Source organism: Cryobacterium sp. TMT2-17-1, assembly GCF_004402765.1.
GTDB lineage: Bacteria > Actinomycetota > Actinomycetes > Actinomycetales > Microbacteriaceae > Cryobacterium > Cryobacterium sandaracinum.
Genome location: NZ_SOGC01000046.1, coordinates 97,151 through 116,086, shown reverse-complemented (window position 1 = coordinate 116,086; position 18,936 = coordinate 97,151). Strand labels below are relative to the sequence as shown.

Sequence of the window (18,936 nt, the reverse complement as noted above, 5' to 3'; positions counted from 1 at the left end):
CGGCCCGGCGGCGGAGGGCCGCACGTCGAAATCGAAGATTGCCGTGGGATGTAAACGATAGAGCAGGAGTTTCGGGCTGGTCGTCGAGGCTCACCTCGAATTCCGCCGCGAGGCGGATGTCGACGCGAGGCGGATGGCGCCGCCGCGGGGCGCCGACAGGTGCGTGACGCTCACGGTGAGCGCCATCATCACCGCGCGCAGCACGAGCGACTGCCAGGTGAAGATCGTGGCACAGAAGTCGAGCACGCCGCTGACCTTGAGCAGCTCCGGCGGCAGGGAGGCGGCCGTGGCCTGCAGCAGAGCCGCGGACGACGACAGCCCGAGCGCCCACACCGCGCCGAGCCCCCTGAAGGCCGCGGCCCCGAGGACCCGGTAGTCCACGCGCAGGTCGCCCCGGCGGGCGATCGCCCGGGCCAGGAGCCCGGCGAAGACCAGGCTGAGCCCCCAGTTGAGAAACGACACCGACATCGACAGCAGGACCACGAAGCTCACGGCGGTCGCGGCGCTCTTCGACACTGTCGCCAGCCAGCCGATGATGGTGTGTGCTTGCCTGCACGCAGACCGGGTCCGCAACCCGGCCGACGACCTGCGCCCCGCGCAGGGGTGCAAAACACCGATCAGAGGTGGCGTTCACCGGCATCGGGCCGTCCATTGCGGAGATTTTTCTGTGGGAGGTGTCGGAGCGCGTGCTGCCGCGCTGAGCGCATCCGTTGCCGCGCTAGAAAGTACGCAGAATAGTCAATTTTCCTAGACATCCGAGTCGAGGTCTGCCTACACTCAAAACTCGCGAATGCCGTTCTCTGGGCTGGGGAACTCGTTTTCAGAATCGAAACTGAGCTCCGAATGAACGACGACAACTTGCTTCCCACGCCGGCCTGCGCTTCCTGCTGCGACCCGATGGCGCCGGTCGGTGGCGGCTGGTGGTGCGATCACTGCCAGGAGTTCGCGTAACCGCTCGCGCCTCGGCCGGTCGCGTTCTCGGCCGGTCGCGTGGCTCCGCGCGCGGCATCCGCACCCTGAACCCCTAACGAACTCGACGGAGATTTTGCCTCTACAAGCCTGTTTCGGGCCGAAACGGGTTCTCTCTGGCAAAATCTCCGTCGAATTGGTTGGATAGGGCAGGGCAGGGAGGTTGGGTAGTGTGGTTGGGTTCCACCATCGCCTGTCCGGGCACCAACCCAGAGGAGTCCCATGTCGATCACCGTTAAAGGCGTCATCGCTCGATCGAAGGGCGCGCCGGTGGAGCTTGTCGACATCGTCATCCCCGACCCTGCACCCGGTGAGGTCGTCGTCGACATCGAGACCTGCGGCGTCTGCCACACCGACGTGCACTACCGTGAGGGCGGCATCAACGACGAGTTCCCATTCCTGCTCGGCCACGAGGCCGCCGGCCGGGTCAGCGTCGTCGGCGAGAGCGTCACCCACGTCGCCGTGGGCGACTTCGTCGTGCTGAACTGGCGCGCCGTCTGCGGCGACTGCCGCGCCTGCAAGCGCGCCGAGCCCTGGTACTGTTTCAACACTTTCAACGCCACCCAGAAAATGACCCTCACGGACGGCACCGGGCTCAGCCCCGCCCTCGGCATCGGCGCCTTCGCCGAAAAGACTCTTGTGCACGAGAAACAGTGCACCAAGGTCGACCCTGCCGCCGACCCCGCGGTCGTCGGACTGCTCGGCTGCGGCATCATGGCCGGCATCGGGGCCGCCATGAACACGGGCAACGTGACCAGGGGCGACTCGGTCGCCGTGATCGGATGTGGCGGCGTGGGTAACGCGGCGGTCGTCGGGGCCCGGCTCGCCGGGGCATCCGTCATCATCGCGATCGACCGCGACGCGAAGAAGCTCGCGACCGCCCAGACGCTGGGCGCCACCCACACCATCGACTCAGCCGGCCTCGACGAGGACGGCGTGGTCGCGGCCGTGCAGGCACTGACCGGCGGGTTCGGCGCGGATGTCGTGATCGACGCCGTCGGGCGTCCCGAGACCTGGCGGCAGGCGTTCTACGCCCGCGACCTGGCTGGCACCGTCGTGCTGGTGGGCGTGCCGACCCCCGAGATGATGCTGGAGATCCCGCTGCTCGACGTGTTCGGCCGGGGCGGTTCTCTGAAGTCGTCCTGGTACGGCGACTGCCTGCCGGAGCGCGACTTCCCGATGCTGACCGACCTCTACCTGCAGGGCCGCCTGCCGCTGGACGAGTTCGTCAGTGAACGAATCGGAATCGGGCATATCGAGGAGGCATTCGCGAAGATGGCCCGCGGCGACGTGCTGCGCTCCGTGGTCGTGCTCTGATGACGGCGCGGATCGAACACCTCGTCACCTCGGGCAGCTTCAGCCTCGACGGCGGCACCTGGGACGTGGACAACAACGTCTGGATCGTCGGTGACGACGACGAGTGCGTTGTGGTCGACGCGGCCCACGACGTCGACGCCATCCTCGCCGCGGTCGGCGACCGCAAGCTGGTGGGCATCCTCTGCACGCACGCGCACGACGACCACATCGGTGCCGTCGCCGGGGTGCAGGCCGCGCACACCGCGCCGACCTACCTCCACCCCGACGACATGATGCTGTGGGACCGGGTCTACCCGGATGCCCCGCCGAGCCGTCCGCTCGAGACCGGCCAGCGCATCCGGGTGGCCGGTATTGAACTCGAGGTGCTGCACACGCCGGGGCATTCTCCCGGCGCCGTCTGCTTCTATGCGCCCGCGCTCGGCACGGTCTTTAGCGGCGACACCTTGTTCCATGGCGGACCCGGCGCGACCGGCCGGTCGTTCAGCGACTTCCCCACGATCCTCGCCTCGATCAAAGGCAAGCTGCTGATGCTCCCGGCGAGCACCGTCGTGCTCACCGGCCATGGCGAGTCGACGACAATCGGCGCCGAGGCCGGGCACCTGGATGAATGGATCGCCCGCGGCCACTAGAGCGTGACCCCGGAAGACTGCCCGGAAATCCGTCGAGCGGCGCCGCCGATGTGGTCAGAATCCGTTTCTGGCAGCACGGACTGTGGCTAACTCAAGAGATCCCCACGCGCCGGCGACGCCCACCGCGTGATTCCGCGGCACATGTGCGGCCAAAAGACATTGCGTTGTCAGATCTCCTGAGTCAGCCACACTGCGGCGGAGGCTGGTTCGGGACACCGACTGCCCGCGGGCGACCCTGACCGGGCTCAGGCATCCGTCGGTTCGGGCCATCCACCGTGGCTAATTCAGGAGATCCCCGTGCCCGGCCGGCACCCGCCTCGTGATTCTGCGGCCGATGCCGGCCCACACTCATCAGGCTCGCCATTCTCCTGAGTTAGCCCCAAACGGCCGGTGGCAGCAGGCAGTAATAGTGGTCAGCAGCGCGGCAGCAGCGCGGCAGCAGCGCGGCAGCAGCGCTCAGCGACGGATGTCCGCAGCCGGCAGGTCAGCGGCGCACGATCGAGCGCAGCAGCCGCACTACCACGGACAGGGACGCCATGTCGTCCTGACCGAGGGCGTTGACCTCCTCGAACACGCTGCGAGCCCGTCCCAACTGTTCCGCGTTGAGCGCCTCCCAGGCGAGCAGTCGGGCGTCGGCGTGGCCGGCATGTGTTTCCTTCAGCACCGCCCGCGTCATATCGGCGACCGTCGAGTACAGGTCGTCGCGGAGGGCGGCGCGGGCCAGGGCCTGCCAGCGGTCCTTGCGCGGCAGCACGGTGATGCGCTCCAGCAGGTTGTCCACCCCGAACCGGTCGTAGACCGTGTAGTAGACGCCGGCGACGTCGGCCAGAGGCTCATCGACCTGCGCGGAGATCTGCGCCACATCCAGCAGGGCGAAGGCCTCGAAGAGTTCGGCCCACCGGCGACCGAGGTTCTCCGGAACGCCCCACTCCTGGGCGGTCTCCAGCAGGGACTGCACGCGTTTGAGGTCGCCGCCCTTGAGGTAATCCTCCAGGTGGGCGCGCATCAGGTCCATCTGCGGTTTGTACTGGGCCACCACCTCGCCCACCAGTCGCGACGCCCCCTGGTTGACCTGCCAGCGCACGGCCCGGTCGAGCAGGCGACGGATGTCCAGGTGGATCGACGTCCAGTGCTTGGTCGGGAACGACGACGGCAGGGCGTTGACCTCGGCCACGAGCACGTCGATTTCGAAGATCTCCCGCAGCGCGACGAAGGCTTTCGCTACCGTGGCCTGGTTCGCCGAGGTCTCCTCCATAGCCCGGAACGCGAAGGTCACGCCGCCGAGGTTGATCATGTCGTTCGCGACGACGGTGGCGATGATCTCGCGGCGCAGCGGATGCGTGTCGAGCTCGGCATCGAAGCGCTCGGACAGCTGCACCGGAAAGTACCGGCGCAGGGTTCGGCCGAACCAGGGGTCGTCGGGCAGGTCACTGTCCCGCAGCGTGGTCGCCAGATCGATCTTGGCGTAGGCCGCCAGCACGGACAGCTCGGGTGAGGTCAGGCCCTGGCCCGTTTCAAGGCGCTCCCGCAGCGTCGCCGTGGTGGGCAGCGCCTCCAACTCGCGCTTGAGGTCGCCCGAGGCCTCCTGCCAGTCCATCAGCCGTTCGTAGCTCGGGCTCCAGGTGGTCACCTTCGCCCGGTCGTTGAGCAGCAGGATGTTCTGGTCGACATTGTCTTCCAGCACCAGCCGCGCCACCTCGTCGGACATGGAAGCGAGGAACTCCGACCGCTCCGACTCGGCCAGCTTGCCGGCGGCCACCATCCGGTCGACGAATATCTTGATGTTGACCTCGTGGTCGGAGCAGTCCACCCCGGCGGAATTGTCGATCGCGTCGGTGTTCAGGATCACGCCGGTGAGGGCCGCCTCGATGCGCCCGAGCTGGGTCATCCCGAGGTTGCCGCCCTCGCCGACGACCTTGACCCGCAGATCCCGGCCGTCGACCCGGATGGCGTCGTTCGCTTTGTCGCCGACCTGCGCGGCCGTCTCGCTGCTGGCCTTCACATAGGTGCCGATGCCGCCGTTATAGAGCAGGTCGGCCGGGGCGGCCAGGATGGCGCGGAGCAGTTCCGGCGGGCTCAGCCGCACCGTCCCGTCCGGCAGCCCGAGTGCGGTGCGCACCTCGGCGGAGATCGGCACCACCTTGGCCTGGCGCGGGAAGACCCCGCCGCCGGCACTGATCAGGCTGGTGTCGTAGTCCGCCCACGACGACCGTGGCAGGGCGAAGAGGCGCGCTCGTTCCTGGAAGGAGCGCGCGGCATCCGGATTCGGGTCCAAGAAAATGTGCCGGTGGTCGAAGGCCGCCAGCAGACGGATGTGCTCCGAGAGCAGCATGCCGTTGCCGAAGACGTCGCCGGACATGTCGCCTACGCCGACGACCGTGAAGTCCTCGGCCTGCGTATCGACGCCCAGTTCGCTGAAGTGGCGCTTGACCGACTCCCATGCGCCGCGGGCGGTGATGCCCATTGCCTTGTGGTCGTAGCCGATCGAGCCGCCGGAGGCGAAAGCGTCGCCCATCCAGAAACCGTATTCGGCGGCGACGCCGTTGGCGATGTCGGAGAAGGTGGCCGTGCCCTTGTCGGCCGCGACGACCAGGTAGGAATCGTCGTCGTCGTGGCGCACCACCCGGGCGGGCGGCACGAGCCGCTCCCCCTCCGCCGTGGTCACCAGGTTGTCGGTGAGGTCGAGCAGCCCCCGGATGAAGGTCTTGTAGCTCCCGATGCCCTCGGCCATCCAGGCCGCGCGGTCCAGCGCCGGATCGGGCAGCTGCTTGGCGAAGAACCCGCCCTTGGCGCCGGTCGGCACGATCACCGCGTTCTTGACCGTCTGCGCCTTGACCAGGCCGAGCACCTCCGTGCGGAAGTCCTCCCGCCGGTCCGACCAGCGCAGCCCGCCGCGGGCCACCTTGCCGAAGCGGAGGTGTACGCCCTCCACCCGCGGGGAGTACACCCAGATCTCGTACTTCGGCCGCGGGAACGGCAACAGATCGATCGTGGTCGGGTCGAGTTTGATGCTCAGGTAGGGCTTGTCCTGGAAGAAGTTCGTGCGCAGCGACGACTCGATCAGGTTGATCAGGGTGCGCAGCACCCGGTCGGCGTCGAGCGTGGTGACCGCTTCCATGGCCGCCGTCAGCTCATCCTTGACCTGCAGGCTGCGACGGATGCGTTCCGGCTCGGCCAATTCCGGATCGAACCGGGCCTCGAAGAGCGCCACCAGCCCTCGGGTGACGGCCGGATTTGCCAGCAGGGTATCGGCGATGAAGCCGTAGGAGTTGGTGTTTCCGGCCTGGCGCAGGTACTTGGCGTAGCTGCGCAGGATGACGACCCGGTGCCAGGGCATGCCCTCCCGCAGCACCAGTCGGTCGAGGCCGTCCGATTCGATGGCCCCGCTGACGGCGGCGCCGAAGGAGTCGGCCAGGAGTGCGCCGGTCGCGACCGGGTCCACACCTTCGGGGTAGCTCAAGCCCAGGTCGTAGAGGTAGAACGCGCGGCCGTCGGCGGTCTCGATCTCGAAGGGCACCTCGTCGAGCACCTCGATGCCGAGGTTCTGCAGGAACGGCAGGATCTGGCTCAGGCTCTTGGGCTCCATCATGTAGAGCTTGATCCGGGCATCCTCCGCCGTGACGCCGCGTCCTGCGGTGCTTCCGTCGTCGGCGTCGATGACCGTGTCACCGGCGCCCGTGCCGGTCGGAAGATACACGTTCAGCGCCGGCCGGATCGGCCCGGTCCCGGCGGCCTCCGCCGCGGCGGCGGCCGCGGCGCCGGCCTCGAATCGCCCGATGTCCTGCACGGCCTCCTCGAGCTCGTAATCCACCCGGTAGCTGGCGGGGAACGCCTCCGACCAGAGTTCGGAGAGGCGCTCCGCCTCGTCCAGCGGGTGGCTCTCGCGCAGTTTCTCGCCGATCCCCTCGGGCCAGGACCGCACCGCCATCACCAGCCGGTGCTCCAGCGCGACGGCGTCGACGACGCCGACCGTGTCGTTCTTCTGCAACCGGATGCGGAAGAACAGCCGGGCCAGCGCGGACTCGGTCATCCGGGCCTCGAAGTCGACGGACTCGGCGTGGAAGGTGTCCCGCAGCTCCTTCTCGATCCGCAGCCGCACGGCCGTGGTGTACCGGTCGCGGGGGAAGTAGACCAGCGCGGTCATGAACCGGCCGTAGACATCCGGGCGGAGGAAAAGCCGGGTGCGCCGCCGCTCCTGCAGACGCTGGATGGCCAGCGTGGTGGTGAACAGGGTGGGCACGTCGATCTGGAACAGCTCGTCGCGGGGGTAGGTTTCCAGGATGCCGAGCAGCTCCTTGCCGCTGTGCGACCCTGGCGGGAACCCGGCCTGGTCCATCACGGCGTCGACCTTTTCGCGCAGGATCGGCACGTCCCGCACCGAGCTCGTATACGCCGTGGCGGCGAACAGGCCGATGAAGCGCTGCTCCCCCCGCACGTTGCCGTCCGCATCGAAACTCTTGATCCCGATGTAATCGAAGTACGCCGGGCGATGCACGCTGGAACGCGAGTTCGCCTTGGTGATCACCAGGGCGCTGCGCTCGCGCGCCTTGAGCCGGCCGGCATCCGTCAGGTGCTGAATCTGGTGCCCGTCTTCGGTGGAGCGCAGCAGCCCCAGGCCGCTGCGGTCACGGATGCTCAGCACGTCCTCTCCGTCGACGGTCTCCAGGTCGTACTCCCGGTAGCCGAGGAAGGTGAAGTTGTCGCGGTCGAGCCAGCGCAGCAAGTCCTGCGCCTGCTTGATCTCCTGGATGCCCTCGGCGTGGGCGACGTCGCCGAGCGCGTCGGCGATCTCCACGGCCTTCGTTCGCATGGCCTGCCAGTCCTCGTTGGCGGCGCGAACGTCGCCGAGGACCGTGGCCAGCCCGGCGACCAGAGCAGCCCGCGCCTCGTCGTTGGCGGTTTCGATCTCGATCGCGATCCACGACTCGACCTGGGTGACGGTCTCGTCGACGTCACCGGGCCGGGCGCCGTCGCCTCCGTGCACGCGGGTGACGCCGAGGAGCTCGTTGGTGTTCCGGTCGCGGGTCACGACGAGTAGCGGGTGCACTTCGAGGTGGATGGCCGAGTGCTGGCGCACCAGCTCGGCGGTCACCGAGTCAACCAGGAAAGGCATGTCGTCGGTGACGATGTAGACGATGCTGCGGCCGGCTTCGTTCCGGATCTCGATGTTCGGGGTGCTGGGGGTGCGGCTCTGGGCGACCTGCCAATGGTGGACGGCCCGCTCGCGGAGGGTTCCCCCATCGGAGTTCTGCCGGTCTTCCCCGGCCAGGTGCTCGTAGTAGTCGCCCAGGAAAGCGTCGAGTGTGCTGCCTGCCGGTGATTTCCCGGTGCGGGTGGACTCAGACGTCATTGAAATAAGCCTCCATCAGAAAATCTCCGCGTCATTGCGGATCACGTGCGTACGACCCAAGGCATGCAACAGCCACGCCCCTGTCTACCATCGTAGATTCCGTGGCCGGGTTCCACAGACCGAACCACCGCGCAGTCGTGGATCCGTCGCAAAGTGCACGCGCGTAGGCTGACCCGATGCGCGCGATCATCGTAGACACCCCCGGCGGCCCCGATGCCCTCACCCTCACAACGGTGAGCGACCTGCCCGTCGGGGCCTGCGACATCCGGATTCGGGTCGCCGCGGCCGGCGTGAACCGGGCGGATGTCGCGCAGCGGCTGGGCAGCTACCCGTCGCCGGCCGGGGCGCCGCAGTGGCCCGGGCTGGAGGTGTCCGGAGTCGTCAGTGAAGTCGGCGCCGAGGCAAAACGGTTCGCGGTCGGCGACCGGGTGTGTGCCCTGCTGGCCGGCGGCGGCTACGCCACCGAGGCCGTGGTGCACGAAGACCTGGCCCTGTCCGTGCCCGAATCCGTGGACCTCGTCGAGGCGGCGGGCCTGCCGGAGGCGCTGGCCACCGTGTGGTCGAACGTGTTCCTGAGTGCGGGGCTGGCCGCCGGGGAGACGCTGCTCGTGCACGGCGGCGCCAGCGGCATCGGCACCACCGCGATCCAGCTGGGCGTGCTCGCCGGCGCGCGGGTGGCCGCGACGGCCGGCTCAGCCGAGAAGCTGGCGGTGTGCCGCAGCCTGGGCGCGGAGATCCTGATCAACTATCGCGAGCAGGATTTCCCCACCGAAATCCAGGCCGCCACAGAGGGGCGCGGCGCCGACGTGATCCTCGACATCATCGGTGGCTCCTACGCGGCCCGCAACGTGGCGGCACTGGCGGTCGACGGCCGCATCATGGTGATCGCCAACCAGAGCGGCGAGAACGCCGACTTCAATCCGTTCCATCTGATGCAGAAGCGCGGCCGGTACTGGGGTACCACCCTCCGCTCCCGCCCGTTCGAGGAGAAGGCGGCCATCATGCGGGCCCTCAGGACGGATGTCTGGCCCTGGCTCGAATCCGGCCGCTTCCGCCCGGTGATCGACAGCATTTTCCCGTTCGAGAAGGCCGCCGAGGCGCACCGGCGGCTGGAGGCATCCGTTCACGTGGGCAAGATTCTGCTGGTCGGTGATTGAGCCCTTCGGGACTCGGGACTGAAACATGCGCTGGAAAAACGGTCTGATGGGAGGACAAGTTTTGAACAGCATCAGTCTGTTCGTGCCGATCCTGCCCGGCAAGCTCGACGCCTGGAAGCAGTTCACCAGGGAGTCGAACGCGCGCATGCGCGAGCACACGGAGTCGCGCCGGCGGGCCGGCATCACCTGAGAAACTGGCACACCGAGAGCCAGTGGGTGGCCACGGCTAGTTCCGACACCGAGTGAGGATGCCGCCGTGGATCCAGAGCTGCTCCACGTTGGTCGGCTTCCACTCTGTCGGCGACCTCCGGCGACACGAGGTCGGCCAGCCATCCGTCCCGAACGAATTCGACGCCGAACCCGGCGCTCGCCCGTGCTGAACAGCGTCCGCGCGGTGCAGTCAGCTCTGCCAATCCGGGAGCGATGCAACCAACCGATTCGGACTCACTAGTTCTGGGCAGGCGGGGCGCGGTGAGCGCCCCGCGGGCCTGCTACCGTAAACGCTGTCGAATCCCCACCCGATTGGAACCACCCGCATGAAGAACTGGTCCTTCACCACCTGCGCCGTCGCCGGGTTCAGTTTCAGTGCCTTCGGGGTGGCCCTGATCATTCTCAACGCCGTGACGGCCAACGCGTTCCTCACCGTCCTGCTCTGGATGGCGGGCGTGGCCCTCCTGATCGGCGGATCCCTGTCGGTGCGTGCCCACCTGCTCTGGTCGCGCGGCGACACCCAGTAGACGGGGCCCCGCCCTCGACGCTCAGTAGTCGAGGCCCCGCCCCTTAGATCGCGAATTCGCCGCCCGGAGCGCGCTCCGTCTCGGCGAGGCTGGCCGGCGCATTCGTGGCGTTCACCGACTCGTCGCTGTAGGTGGACGTGACCAGGATGGGCAGGTGGTCGGAGGTGCCGAGGGGCAGCGTCTCGACACTGTCGATGGTCAGCCCGATGGAGGTTGCCAGGTCGAAATGCCCGCGGAAGAACTTGTAGCGCGTGTACGTTCGGGTGTCGCTCAGGGTGAGGTCGTAGCCGGACTGGGTGATGTGGTCGCCGAGGCGCCCCTTGAAAATCGGGTAGTTGTAGTCGCCCACCATCAGGGTCGGCAGGCCCGGCCCGAGCACGTGCAGTTCTTCGTGCGCGGTGCGGATCTGGTTGCGCCGCAGAGAGTTCAGCGCGGTGAGCGGCGCGGCGTGGAACGAAGCGACGACGATTTCGCGGTGGGCGGCGAGGTCGGTCAATCGGGTGCCGATCAGGCGCTCATGCGCGGGGGTCAGCACGCGGTCGTGCAGTGACTTCTTGAGCGCGAAGGTCTGGGTGCGCTCGTTGGTGAACCGGTCCATGCGATAGTAGATCGCCAGGCCGAGTCGGTTGCGCACAGTGGAGTCGGCGAGGTGTAGGAGACCGATCTCCTCGGGGAGCTCAAGGGTGTCGCATTCCTGCAGACACAGGACGTCGGGATCGTAGTTCTCGGCCAGGGCGATGAGCTCACCACTGGCACGATTCTTGCGGAGGTTATAGCTGATGACTTTCACGACTGACCTTTTTCGACTCGACTCGACTCGCTGAACACCCACCTAGCCTACGTTTGCGACGCAGAAATGCTATATCGGCTGGGTGAATTCTCGGCGGCCCCCATGCGAGACTCGGGGCATGATGCAGGATGCGACGGCCACAGTGACGGCCACAGTGACGGCAACGGTGACGGCCACGGTGGAGTCGGTCAGCCGAGACGAACGGCACGCGTTCAGCAAGCCGACGGTCCCGGACATCCGTTTGATCGCGGGATTCGGGGTGGAGGGCGACGCTCACGCCGGAGCCACGACGCAGCACCGCTACCTGATCGTGAAGGATCCGACCAGGGCGAACCTCACCCAGGTGCACTTCATGCCCGCCGAGCTCTTCGACGAGCTGCGGGGGGCCGGCTTCGAGGTCTCCCCCGGCGAGCTGGGCGAGAATATCACGACCCGCGGGCTGGATCTGTCCGGCCTTCCGCGGGGTGCCCGGCTGCGGCTCGGCACCGACGCGGTCGTGGAGATCACCGGGCTGCGCAACCCGTGCTCACTGATCAACGGGTACCAGAAGGGGCTGATGAAGACGCTGATCGACACGGATGATGCCGGTCAGGTGATCCGCAAGGCGGGGATCATGGGAATCGTCGTCACCGGGGGAAGCGTCGCTCCCGGGGACCCGATTCAAGTGCGGCTGCCGGCCGGGGAACACCTGCCGCTCGGCGTGGTCTGACGCTTGGGTAACGGCAGTCGGCGACCCTGCTAGTCTCGGCCTCACCTGACCTGTGGAGGAGCCCCGATGGCACGCAAGAACTACACCCCCGATCAGAAAATTTCCCGCCTCCGCGTCTACAACATCGTGGCCGGCTCACTGCACCTCGTGCAGGTCCTGGGCTTCGCATACGTGCTCACCCTGCTCAGCACCCAGGTCACCTTTGCCGTCACCGCCGACTATCTGTCGGCTCCTCCCGGCGTGCCGCTGCCGCCCGAGCGGGTGACCCTGTTCGACGTCAACGTGGGCATCGGCGTCGTCTCCTTCCTGGCGCTCTCGGCCTTCTTCCATTTCCTGATCTCGTCGCCGAAATTCTTCCCCCGCTACGCGGCGGGGCTCAAAGCCAACCGAAACTACTTCCGCTGGGTCGAATATTCCCTGAGCTCCTCGATCATGATCTGGCTGATCGCCCAGATCACCGGCATCACCGACATCGCGGCCCTGTTCTCGATCTTCGCCGCCAACGCCGCCATGATCATGTTCGGGGCACTGCAGGAGAAGTACGAGACACCCGGCAACGGCACGTTCCTGCCCTTCATCTTCGGGTCGATGGTGGGCGTGGTGCCGTGGGTCGTCATCCTGATCTACTTCATCGCCCCCGGCTCGAACACCGAGGCCGCACCGCCGGCCTTCGTCTACGGCATCATCATTTCCCTCTTCCTGTTCTTCAACACGTTCGCCGTCAACCAGGTGCTGCAGTACCGTCAGGTCGGCGGCTGGCGCGACTACCTCCGCGGCGAGCGCGCCTACATCACGCTGAGCCTGGTCGCCAAGACCGCGCTGGCCTGGCAGGTGTTCTCTGGCGCGATCATCCCGGCACTCACCTAGAGCAATCCTTTAGCCGACCAGCTCGGGCCTAAACTGGTTCCGGGCACGGCAGGAGCACCACCCCCGTGCTTCGAAGCTGGTCCGCAGCGCCACCTCGTAATCGTCCCGGGCGAAACCAGGGACAGCTGTCGTCTCACCGACGTTCCGGGTCAACAACGACCCCGCATGGCGACGGCTACAGCGTCGACGGACGAGTGCCCGCAGAGCGTGCACTCGGGGAGTGGGCACCCCCAGCGCGGCCGCCCGCGTCGGAGCCATCGAGGAACTCGAGGATGTCCGGCAGGAGGCGTGGGTCTGAGATCGCGGCCATGTGCCCCTTGCCGGGGTAGAGGATGAGGCGGGCGTTGGGGATGCGCGCCACCGTCTCGCGGAACAGCTCGGGCGTGTAGAAACCGTCCCGGTCACCACCGATCAGCAGGGCGGGCGCTTCGATCTCGCCGAGCCGGTCGCGCAGGTTGAAGGCGTCTTCGGCGCGAATGGTGGTGATCAGGTCGGGGCTGGCCTTGCCGAACGTGCGGGGTCCGAGCATCCAGCCCATGCCGGCTGCCAGCCGACTCGGGGGCTTGTCGCCGAGGACACTAAACATCTCCCGGCTGGCCTGCCGCGGGCGCCCGGCAAGAACCTCTTCAGCGACCCGACGCTGCACCTTCTTGCCGTTTGGCCCCAGGGTGTAGGCCGCGCAGACCACGACGAGACGCTGCACCACATCGGGATGGTCGGCGGCGAGTTGCAGGGCGATGCTCCCGCCGGTCGACGTGCCGATCACGTCGATGGGCCCCGGAAACTCCAGGCGCAGAGCGTCGGCGTAGTCCCGGGCGATGTCGGCCATGCTGGCGTTCGGGTCGAGGCCCGGGCGCGGGGTCAGCCTGAGCACGCGATGCCGGGCCGCCACCGGAGCCAGCATCCGGGTCACAAGCATGCGCTCGACGCCGATGGTCGGTTCAAAGTTCTGGGTGAGGCCCGGGATGGCCACCAGCGGCGAGCCCGTGCCGAACCTCAAATAGGGCATCCCTCCGAGGAGGGTGCCCGTTCGCCGAGCCATGGTGCGCGCATCGGTGACATTCTGTGTTTGTGTCGCGGGGGGCATTGAATTGACCCTTTCGTTCATTGACGGTTCCGGATGCCGTCAGCCGGCTCCGCGGAGAGCGGTGCGGCAGAGAGTGGTGCGGCAGAGAGCGGTGCGGCAGCGATCGGCCCGGCAGCAACCGGCTCTGGCGTGGCCGGCTGGGCAGAACCGTTGGTGACACTACCCGCGCCGCGGGACCCCCGAAAGCGTCCCGGCAGATTCGGCCGGGGTTCAGGAGAGTCTTCCCACCCTGAAGCGAACGAGAGGAACGTGATTTTCGAGCGAAGTGGTGCCAGCATAAGGAGTGGGTCTGCACCTGGGAAGGGGCGCCCGACTGCGGGGTCGCGTGACAAATGGGCAGCGGCATCCGTCTAGATGAGTGAGAACCCATTGACGGAAGGCACCAGCTTCCACCATCGAACGGACCCCACATGACGAGCACCGATCTGCACCACGACGACCTAACCGATGACGTGAGCGCACCCCGGCTCGCCGCGGTCGTCTACAACCCCATAAAGGTTGACGTCGACGAGCTCCGGGACGCCGTCGAGGCCCAGCAATCGGCCGCCGGCTGGCCGGAGACGCTGTGGTTCGAGACGTCAGCTGAGGACCCGGGGCAGGGACCGGCCCGGAAGGCGATCGAAGCCGGGGCCACCATGATCATCGTGGCAGGCGGCGACGGCACCGTGCGCGCCGTCGCGGAAGCCGTCCACGGCACGGAGTGCGCACTGGCGCTGCTGCCGTCGGGCACCGGCAACCTGCTCGCCCGCAACCTGCAGCTGCCCCTCGCCGACACCGGGCTGGCCCTGCAAGCCGCGTTCGCCGGCCAGGACAAGGTGATCGACGTGTGCCTGATCGACATCGAGCGGGCCGACCGGTCGGTCGACCGGCACGCCTACCTGGTGATGGCCGGGCTCGGCCTCGATGCCAAGATGCTCGCGAACACCGACGACGGCCTCAAGGCGAAGGCCGGCTGGCTGGCCTACGTGAAAGCCATGATCGCCGTCGGCAAGGACGACAGCGATCTCCGGTTCCGGTACCGGCTCAACGCGAAGCCCGAGCAGGCGATGCGCGCGCACACCATCATGGTCGGCAACTGCGGGTCGCTTCCGGCTAGCATCGAGTTGATTCCCGACGCCGCCCTCGACGACGGACTCTTCGACGTGGTCGTACTGAAGCCGGAGGGCTTCGGCGGCTGGCTGCAAATTCTGTCTAAGGTGCTGTGGGAGAACGGCGTGCTCAGCCGAACGGTATTGGGCCGCAAACTGCGCACCAATGATGTCGACGCGCTCAACTACGCCACCGGCACGAAGCTCGTGCTGCGGCTCAACCGTCCGGAAGAGATCGAACTCGACGGCGACGGGTTCGGCACCGCCGTGGCCTTCAAGACCTGGGTGGATGCCGGTAGCCTCACCCTGCGCGTGCCGAGCGACGCCGCGTAGGCGGCGCGGGGCATCCGTCGCCCTTTCCCGTTCCACTCTGCTCGACGGGCGGGAGGTGCGCCGCTCTGCGGATGGCATGCCACCAGCGAAGCGGCGCGGCACCCGCGCCGGCACGACGGACCACGGATGCGTTGACGGCTGCACACCCGGCAGTCGTCAACGGCCGCCGCCACCGCCTCCGCCACCGCCACCGCCGGAGAACCCGCCGCCGCCGGAGCCGCCGGAGAAACTTCCTCCGCCGCCGGAGTATCCGCCGCCGCTGCTGGAGCTGACGGGAACCGTGGCAGAGGTGAGGACCGAAGCGACCCAACCGTTCATGGCGACGCCGAAGCCGCTCGCGGTGAAGCCTCCCTGCGACACGATCCAGCCCGGCGCCGGCGCCCCGTGCTCGTAGAGCACGACGAGCTCCTTCGCCCAGTCCCGTTCGACGCCCCAGAGCACCGCGAAGGGGAGCAGCTCCTCATAGAGCTTGACCAGTTCGACGGTGTCGGGTGTTTCGGCGGCATCCGTCACCGGGCTCGGCAGCGCCCCCGAAGCGACACCCGGCATGGCAGGCATCGTGGCCCGCAGCGCGCCGTCCGGGCTCTGCAGCATGCGGAAACGCTCCTCTTCGGCGAGCTCTAGATAGACCTTCAGTCCCTTGAGGTAGTCGCGCTGATCGGCCCCGGAATCGGTGAGCTGCACCGTGCCCTGGGCGAGGTAGAGGGCCAGGTAGAGGAACAGCGCTGCGATGACGGCGACCGTCATCACCTCGCCGAACTTCGGGGAGCCGTCGATCAGCGCCACCGCACCGAGGACGGCCAGGGCCGGCAGCAGCACGACGGCCATTCCGATGGCGATCCACCTGCCGCCGCGGCCGGTCACCTTGGCCCGCCAGCCGCGCTCGATGACCGACGCTGTCGCGGCGGGGAGGAACGCGCTCAGTTTGGCGGCGAGTGTGCTGTCGGCGACCCCCAGTTCCCGCGTCGCTCCGATCGTCAGGCGGGGGAACAGCGTCTCCAGCAGCTTTCGCTCCTGAGCGTCCACGCCTTCCACGGTCAGCAGCTGCAGCGTGTAGTCGCCGCCGCCGGCGCTGACCGGATAGTCGAGGATGCGCACCGTGCCGCGCACCGCCAGGCTCACAATCTGCGCGGCGATAGCCGTCTTCGACCGATTCGCAAGGTCCCCCGCCTCCAGCAGGTTGTAACCCTTCGGCACGCTGTACTGGGCGATGATGGTGCCTCGGCCGCGGGCGTCGCGCTGGCCGAGTCGGCGACGGATGAAGGCGAGCACGACCCCGAGAAAGCCGACAGCCGCCACCAGGAACAGCAGCCCGGTCGCCGGTTCTCCCCCGCCGTTGTCCGAATCGCTCGCACTGTAGCTGGCCGAGGCCGGCACCGACACGAAGGTGCCGGGTGCAAAGCCGATGGCCACGGTCAGGTTCTGCCGCGGACCGAGACCCTGCACGGACGAGGTGAACAGCTGGCCCGTGGATCCGGGCACTGCGGCATCCGTGGTCTGGCTGATCTCGCACCGGGCGCCGTCGTCCTGGGCCCCGGAATAGCAGGCGGTGTCGCCGGTGAGGAACTCGGCGACGCTCGGGTCGACGTGCACGCGCGCGGTGACGGAGCCGAACGACTGGTCGAACCCGGTGCCGTTGGTGTCCCAGTAGAGCTCGTCGTCGTCGGTGTCGGCGAACGCGCGCACCACGTTCTGCTGCGTGTAGGTGATCGTGTAGGTCTGCTGGCCGCGCACGAACTCATCGGTGCCGATCGGCATCTCGGTGACGGAGCCCTGGTCATACGTCTCGAAGTAGACGGGGGCTCCGGTGGCGTCGGTGACCGATTCGACGGTGGTGTTCAGCGGCACCCCGTTGTAGTCGTTGGGGAGGAGGCGCACCATGCCTCGGTTCTGGTCGAAGTTCGGGAACTGCGCCACGAACGTCTCGACCGTGCGCAGGGTGGAGTGCCCGGCGTCGTCACGGGAGAGGTAGTAGTCGGCCTCGAAGGAGGTGAATGTGAAGTCACCGGTGTCTGCCGACGCGGCCAGGGGCGTCCCGACGGCCGGCATCCCGAGCGCGAGCGCCGCCGAAACCGCGAGCGCGGCGATGACCTGCACGAATCGACGTAACGGATGTCTGGACGGTGCGATCCCGTGCATATTGCCGCTCCCTGTTTCTGTCGGAGCCGGGAGCCTCGATGCGGCGTCGACCGCGCCGAGCCGTGCTGTCCCCACAACATCCGCCCTTCGAAGGCTAGTGCAGCACGGGTCCCTTCGGTGCATGCGAACCGACAGCTGAGAGCCCGGCAACGAGAAAACCGGTCGGCCCCTCCACGAGGGGACGACCGGCTTTGGTGCTACGGGTAGTCAGGGCATCAGTACCAGTTGTTGGCTTGCGAGTGAGACCAGGCGGCGCACGGGGTGCCGTAGGAGGAGGCCTTGATGTAGCCGAGGCCCCATGCGATCTGCGTGGTCGCGTTGGTGGCCCAGTCGCTGCCGGCCGTCGCCATCTTGTTGCCGGGCAACGCCTGCGGGATGCCGGTGGCACCGCCGTTGGAGTTCACGGCGTCGTACTTCCACTCCGATTCCTTCTGCCACAGCTGGTTCAGGCAGGAGAACTGGTCGGCGCCCCAGCCGTACTGGGACGCGGCCATGGCCTGAGCCGTGGCGCGCGCGCCGGCAGGAGTGTTGCCGGAGGCCAGCGACTGGGCACGGGTGGCTTCAGCGGCGGCGGCCTGAGAAGCGGCCTCAGCGGCGGCGGCGGCCTCAGCGGCGGCCTCAGCGGCGGCGGCCTCGGCGGCGACCCGATCGGCTTCGATCGACGCCGCGGTGACGGCGGCAGTCTCGGCCTTGGTCTGGGCGGTCAGCGAGGTGATCTCGTCGAGAGGGAGGATCTCGTAGCTGGCGAGCGAGCTGGCGACCGCGGCGAGGCCGGAGGCATCCACCTTGTCCTGGGTGGCGGCGATGACCTGATTGGCCTCGTTCAGGGTGATGGATGCCGAGTTGTCGACGTGCGCCTTGGCGACCGCGCTGTAGGCGCCGAGCTGTTCACGGTGCAGGCCGGTGCTGTCGGCGAGTTCGGTTGTGGCCGAGACACGGTCCTGGGTGGCGGAGGCGGACTGACCGGCGAAGCCGGCGCCGACTGCGAGGCCGGTGACGGCGAGCACACTGGTGGCGATGAGCACGATGCGGTGCGGACGGTTGATCTTGGTGGGGCCGGTGGTGCTGTTGCTGCTGGGAATGCTGTTGCTTCGCTTATTTTGGGCAGCGAATCGGATGCGGATTTCTTCGGGTGTTTCGGGCATGTATGTGCGCTTGACTTCCGTGTTACGCAAGCTCGCACGCGTGCGCGCGCCAACTCACTGAGCAGCGGGCCTGCGCTTTCGGGGGACGGCGCAGACGAAACTTATACTCTGTCTCATGTTTCTGAACAAACGCTCAGTATTCTGTGAAAGTCATGGGTAGCCGGGCCGGGACACCGGGTTCGGCGGGCCCCGCGCGGCGGCCCTGGTCTCGCTGTGCGCGTGCTGCGCCGCTGCGCCGATGGCGTGCCACGCGCGGAACGGCGCAGTTACCGCGCCCGCGCGGCGCAGCTGCCGCGCGGCGAATGAAGAACGCCGCGGGGATCGCGAACAGCGAGATCACGGCGCCGCACAGGAACGCGGCTGGAGCCCGTGATGAGCAGTTGGGTGGGCCCGGAGCGGTCGGCAGCCAGCCCGCAACCGAGCCGATGCCGCCGGATTCCGCATTCAGGTTGCTGAGGCCGTAGACGAGCTGGCCGAAGCCGGGCGCCGAGAGGATGACCAAGACCACATCGATCGGCGTCTTGCGCGGAGTGGTGACGTTCTTCAGCCCCAAGCCGCCCACGACGAGCACGCTGAGGGCGATCAGGAGCACGAGGTTGAACATTTAGCGCCAGCCGAG

At 67.7% G+C, this 18,936-nt stretch carries 15 protein-coding genes; 8 read left to right on the top strand and 7 right to left on the bottom strand.

The features are described from left to right. Positions 1-90: 90 nt before the first annotated feature. Positions 91-516 (bottom strand): TIGR00366 family protein, encoded by a 426-nt coding sequence (locus tag E3O47_RS13755; protein WP_241986214.1) that lies wholly within the window; start codon positions 514-516, stop codon positions 91-93. 675 nt (positions 517-1,191) lie between these two features. Here E3O47_RS13755 and E3O47_RS13750 point away from each other — a divergent pair. Next, positions 1,192-2,286 (top strand): S-(hydroxymethyl)mycothiol dehydrogenase, encoded by a 1,095-nt coding sequence (locus E3O47_RS13750; protein ID WP_134420904.1) that lies wholly within the window; start codon positions 1,192-1,194, stop codon positions 2,284-2,286. Next, positions 2,286-2,915, top strand: coding sequence for an MBL fold metallo-hydrolase (locus E3O47_RS13745; RefSeq protein ID WP_134420902.1), 630 nt, complete (start codon positions 2,286-2,288; stop codon positions 2,913-2,915). The genes E3O47_RS13750 and E3O47_RS13745 overlap by 1 nt, the downstream gene beginning before the upstream one ends. A gap of 484 nt (positions 2,916-3,399) precedes the next feature. Here E3O47_RS13745 and E3O47_RS13740 read toward each other — a convergent pair whose 3' ends face one another. Beyond that, entirely contained in the window at positions 3,400-8,265 is a 4,866-nt protein-coding gene (locus E3O47_RS13740; protein WP_134415549.1) for an NAD-glutamate dehydrogenase, read from the bottom strand. Positions 8,266-8,441: 176 nt separating this feature from the next. Here E3O47_RS13740 and E3O47_RS13735 point away from each other — a divergent pair, with 176 nt between their 5' ends. From E3O47_RS13735 to E3O47_RS13730, 3 genes are all read left to right on the top strand, one after another. Beyond that, positions 8,442-9,422 (top strand): NAD(P)H-quinone oxidoreductase, encoded by a 981-nt coding sequence (locus E3O47_RS13735; protein ID WP_134420900.1) that lies wholly within the window; start codon positions 8,442-8,444, stop codon positions 9,420-9,422. Positions 9,423-9,483: 61 nt separating this feature from the next. Beyond that, positions 9,484-9,612 carry a hypothetical protein gene (locus E3O47_RS16825; RefSeq protein ID WP_255409004.1) on the top strand — a complete coding sequence of 43 codons (129 nt, stop codon included), beginning with the start codon at positions 9,484-9,486 and terminating at the stop codon, positions 9,610-9,612. Positions 9,613-9,958: 346 nt separating this feature from the next. Further along, the gene (locus tag E3O47_RS13730; RefSeq protein WP_134415742.1) at positions 9,959-10,159 is read left to right on the top strand and encodes a hypothetical protein; all 201 of its coding nucleotides are present in this window, start codon (positions 9,959-9,961) and stop codon (positions 10,157-10,159) included. Between the two features lie 43 nt (positions 10,160-10,202). Here E3O47_RS13730 and E3O47_RS13725 read toward each other — a convergent pair whose 3' ends face one another. Then, complete coding sequence (locus E3O47_RS13725; RefSeq protein ID WP_104099287.1) at positions 10,203-10,949, bottom strand: endonuclease/exonuclease/phosphatase family protein; 747 nt, start codon at positions 10,947-10,949, stop codon at positions 10,203-10,205. 118 nt (positions 10,950-11,067) lie between these two features. Between E3O47_RS13725 and E3O47_RS13720 the strand changes: the two genes are divergently transcribed. Both E3O47_RS13720 and heR read left to right on the top strand, forming a co-directional pair. After that, a complete protein-coding gene (locus E3O47_RS13720; protein ID WP_233191111.1) occupies positions 11,068-11,658 on the top strand; it encodes an MOSC domain-containing protein in 591 nt (196 codons plus the stop codon). A gap of 66 nt (positions 11,659-11,724) precedes the next feature. After that, positions 11,725-12,525, top strand: coding sequence for a heliorhodopsin HeR (heR, locus tag E3O47_RS13715; RefSeq protein WP_104099288.1), 801 nt, complete (start codon positions 11,725-11,727; stop codon positions 12,523-12,525). Between the two features lie 175 nt (positions 12,526-12,700). On the opposite strand, the gene E3O47_RS13710 is transcribed toward heR, so the two are convergent. After that, the gene (locus E3O47_RS13710) at positions 12,701-13,534 is read right to left on the bottom strand and encodes an alpha/beta hydrolase (RefSeq protein WP_166784785.1); all 834 of its coding nucleotides are present in this window, start codon (positions 13,532-13,534) and stop codon (positions 12,701-12,703) included. Positions 13,535-14,022: 488 nt separating this feature from the next. Here E3O47_RS13710 and E3O47_RS13705 point away from each other — a divergent pair, with 488 nt between their 5' ends. After that, positions 14,023-15,033 (top strand): diacylglycerol kinase family protein, encoded by a 1,011-nt coding sequence (locus tag E3O47_RS13705; RefSeq protein WP_134420898.1) that lies wholly within the window; start codon positions 14,023-14,025, stop codon positions 15,031-15,033. Between the two features lie 156 nt (positions 15,034-15,189). On the opposite strand, the gene E3O47_RS16225 is transcribed toward E3O47_RS13705, so the two are convergent. The 3 genes from E3O47_RS16225 to E3O47_RS13690 form a co-directional block, all read right to left on the bottom strand. Beyond that, positions 15,190-17,172: a DUF2207 domain-containing protein gene (locus tag E3O47_RS16225; protein ID WP_194085917.1), complete on the bottom strand. Its 1,983-nt coding sequence runs from the start codon at positions 17,170-17,172 to the stop codon at positions 15,190-15,192. 215 nt (positions 17,173-17,387) lie between these two features. Then, positions 17,388-18,317 carry a hypothetical protein gene (locus tag E3O47_RS16155; protein ID WP_174722154.1) on the bottom strand — a complete coding sequence of 310 codons (930 nt, stop codon included), beginning with the start codon at positions 18,315-18,317 and terminating at the stop codon, positions 17,388-17,390. Between the two features lie 133 nt (positions 18,318-18,450). Then, positions 18,451-18,921: a hypothetical protein gene (locus E3O47_RS13690; RefSeq protein WP_134415736.1), complete on the bottom strand. Its 471-nt coding sequence runs from the start codon at positions 18,919-18,921 to the stop codon at positions 18,451-18,453. Positions 18,922-18,936 lie beyond the last annotated feature (15 nt).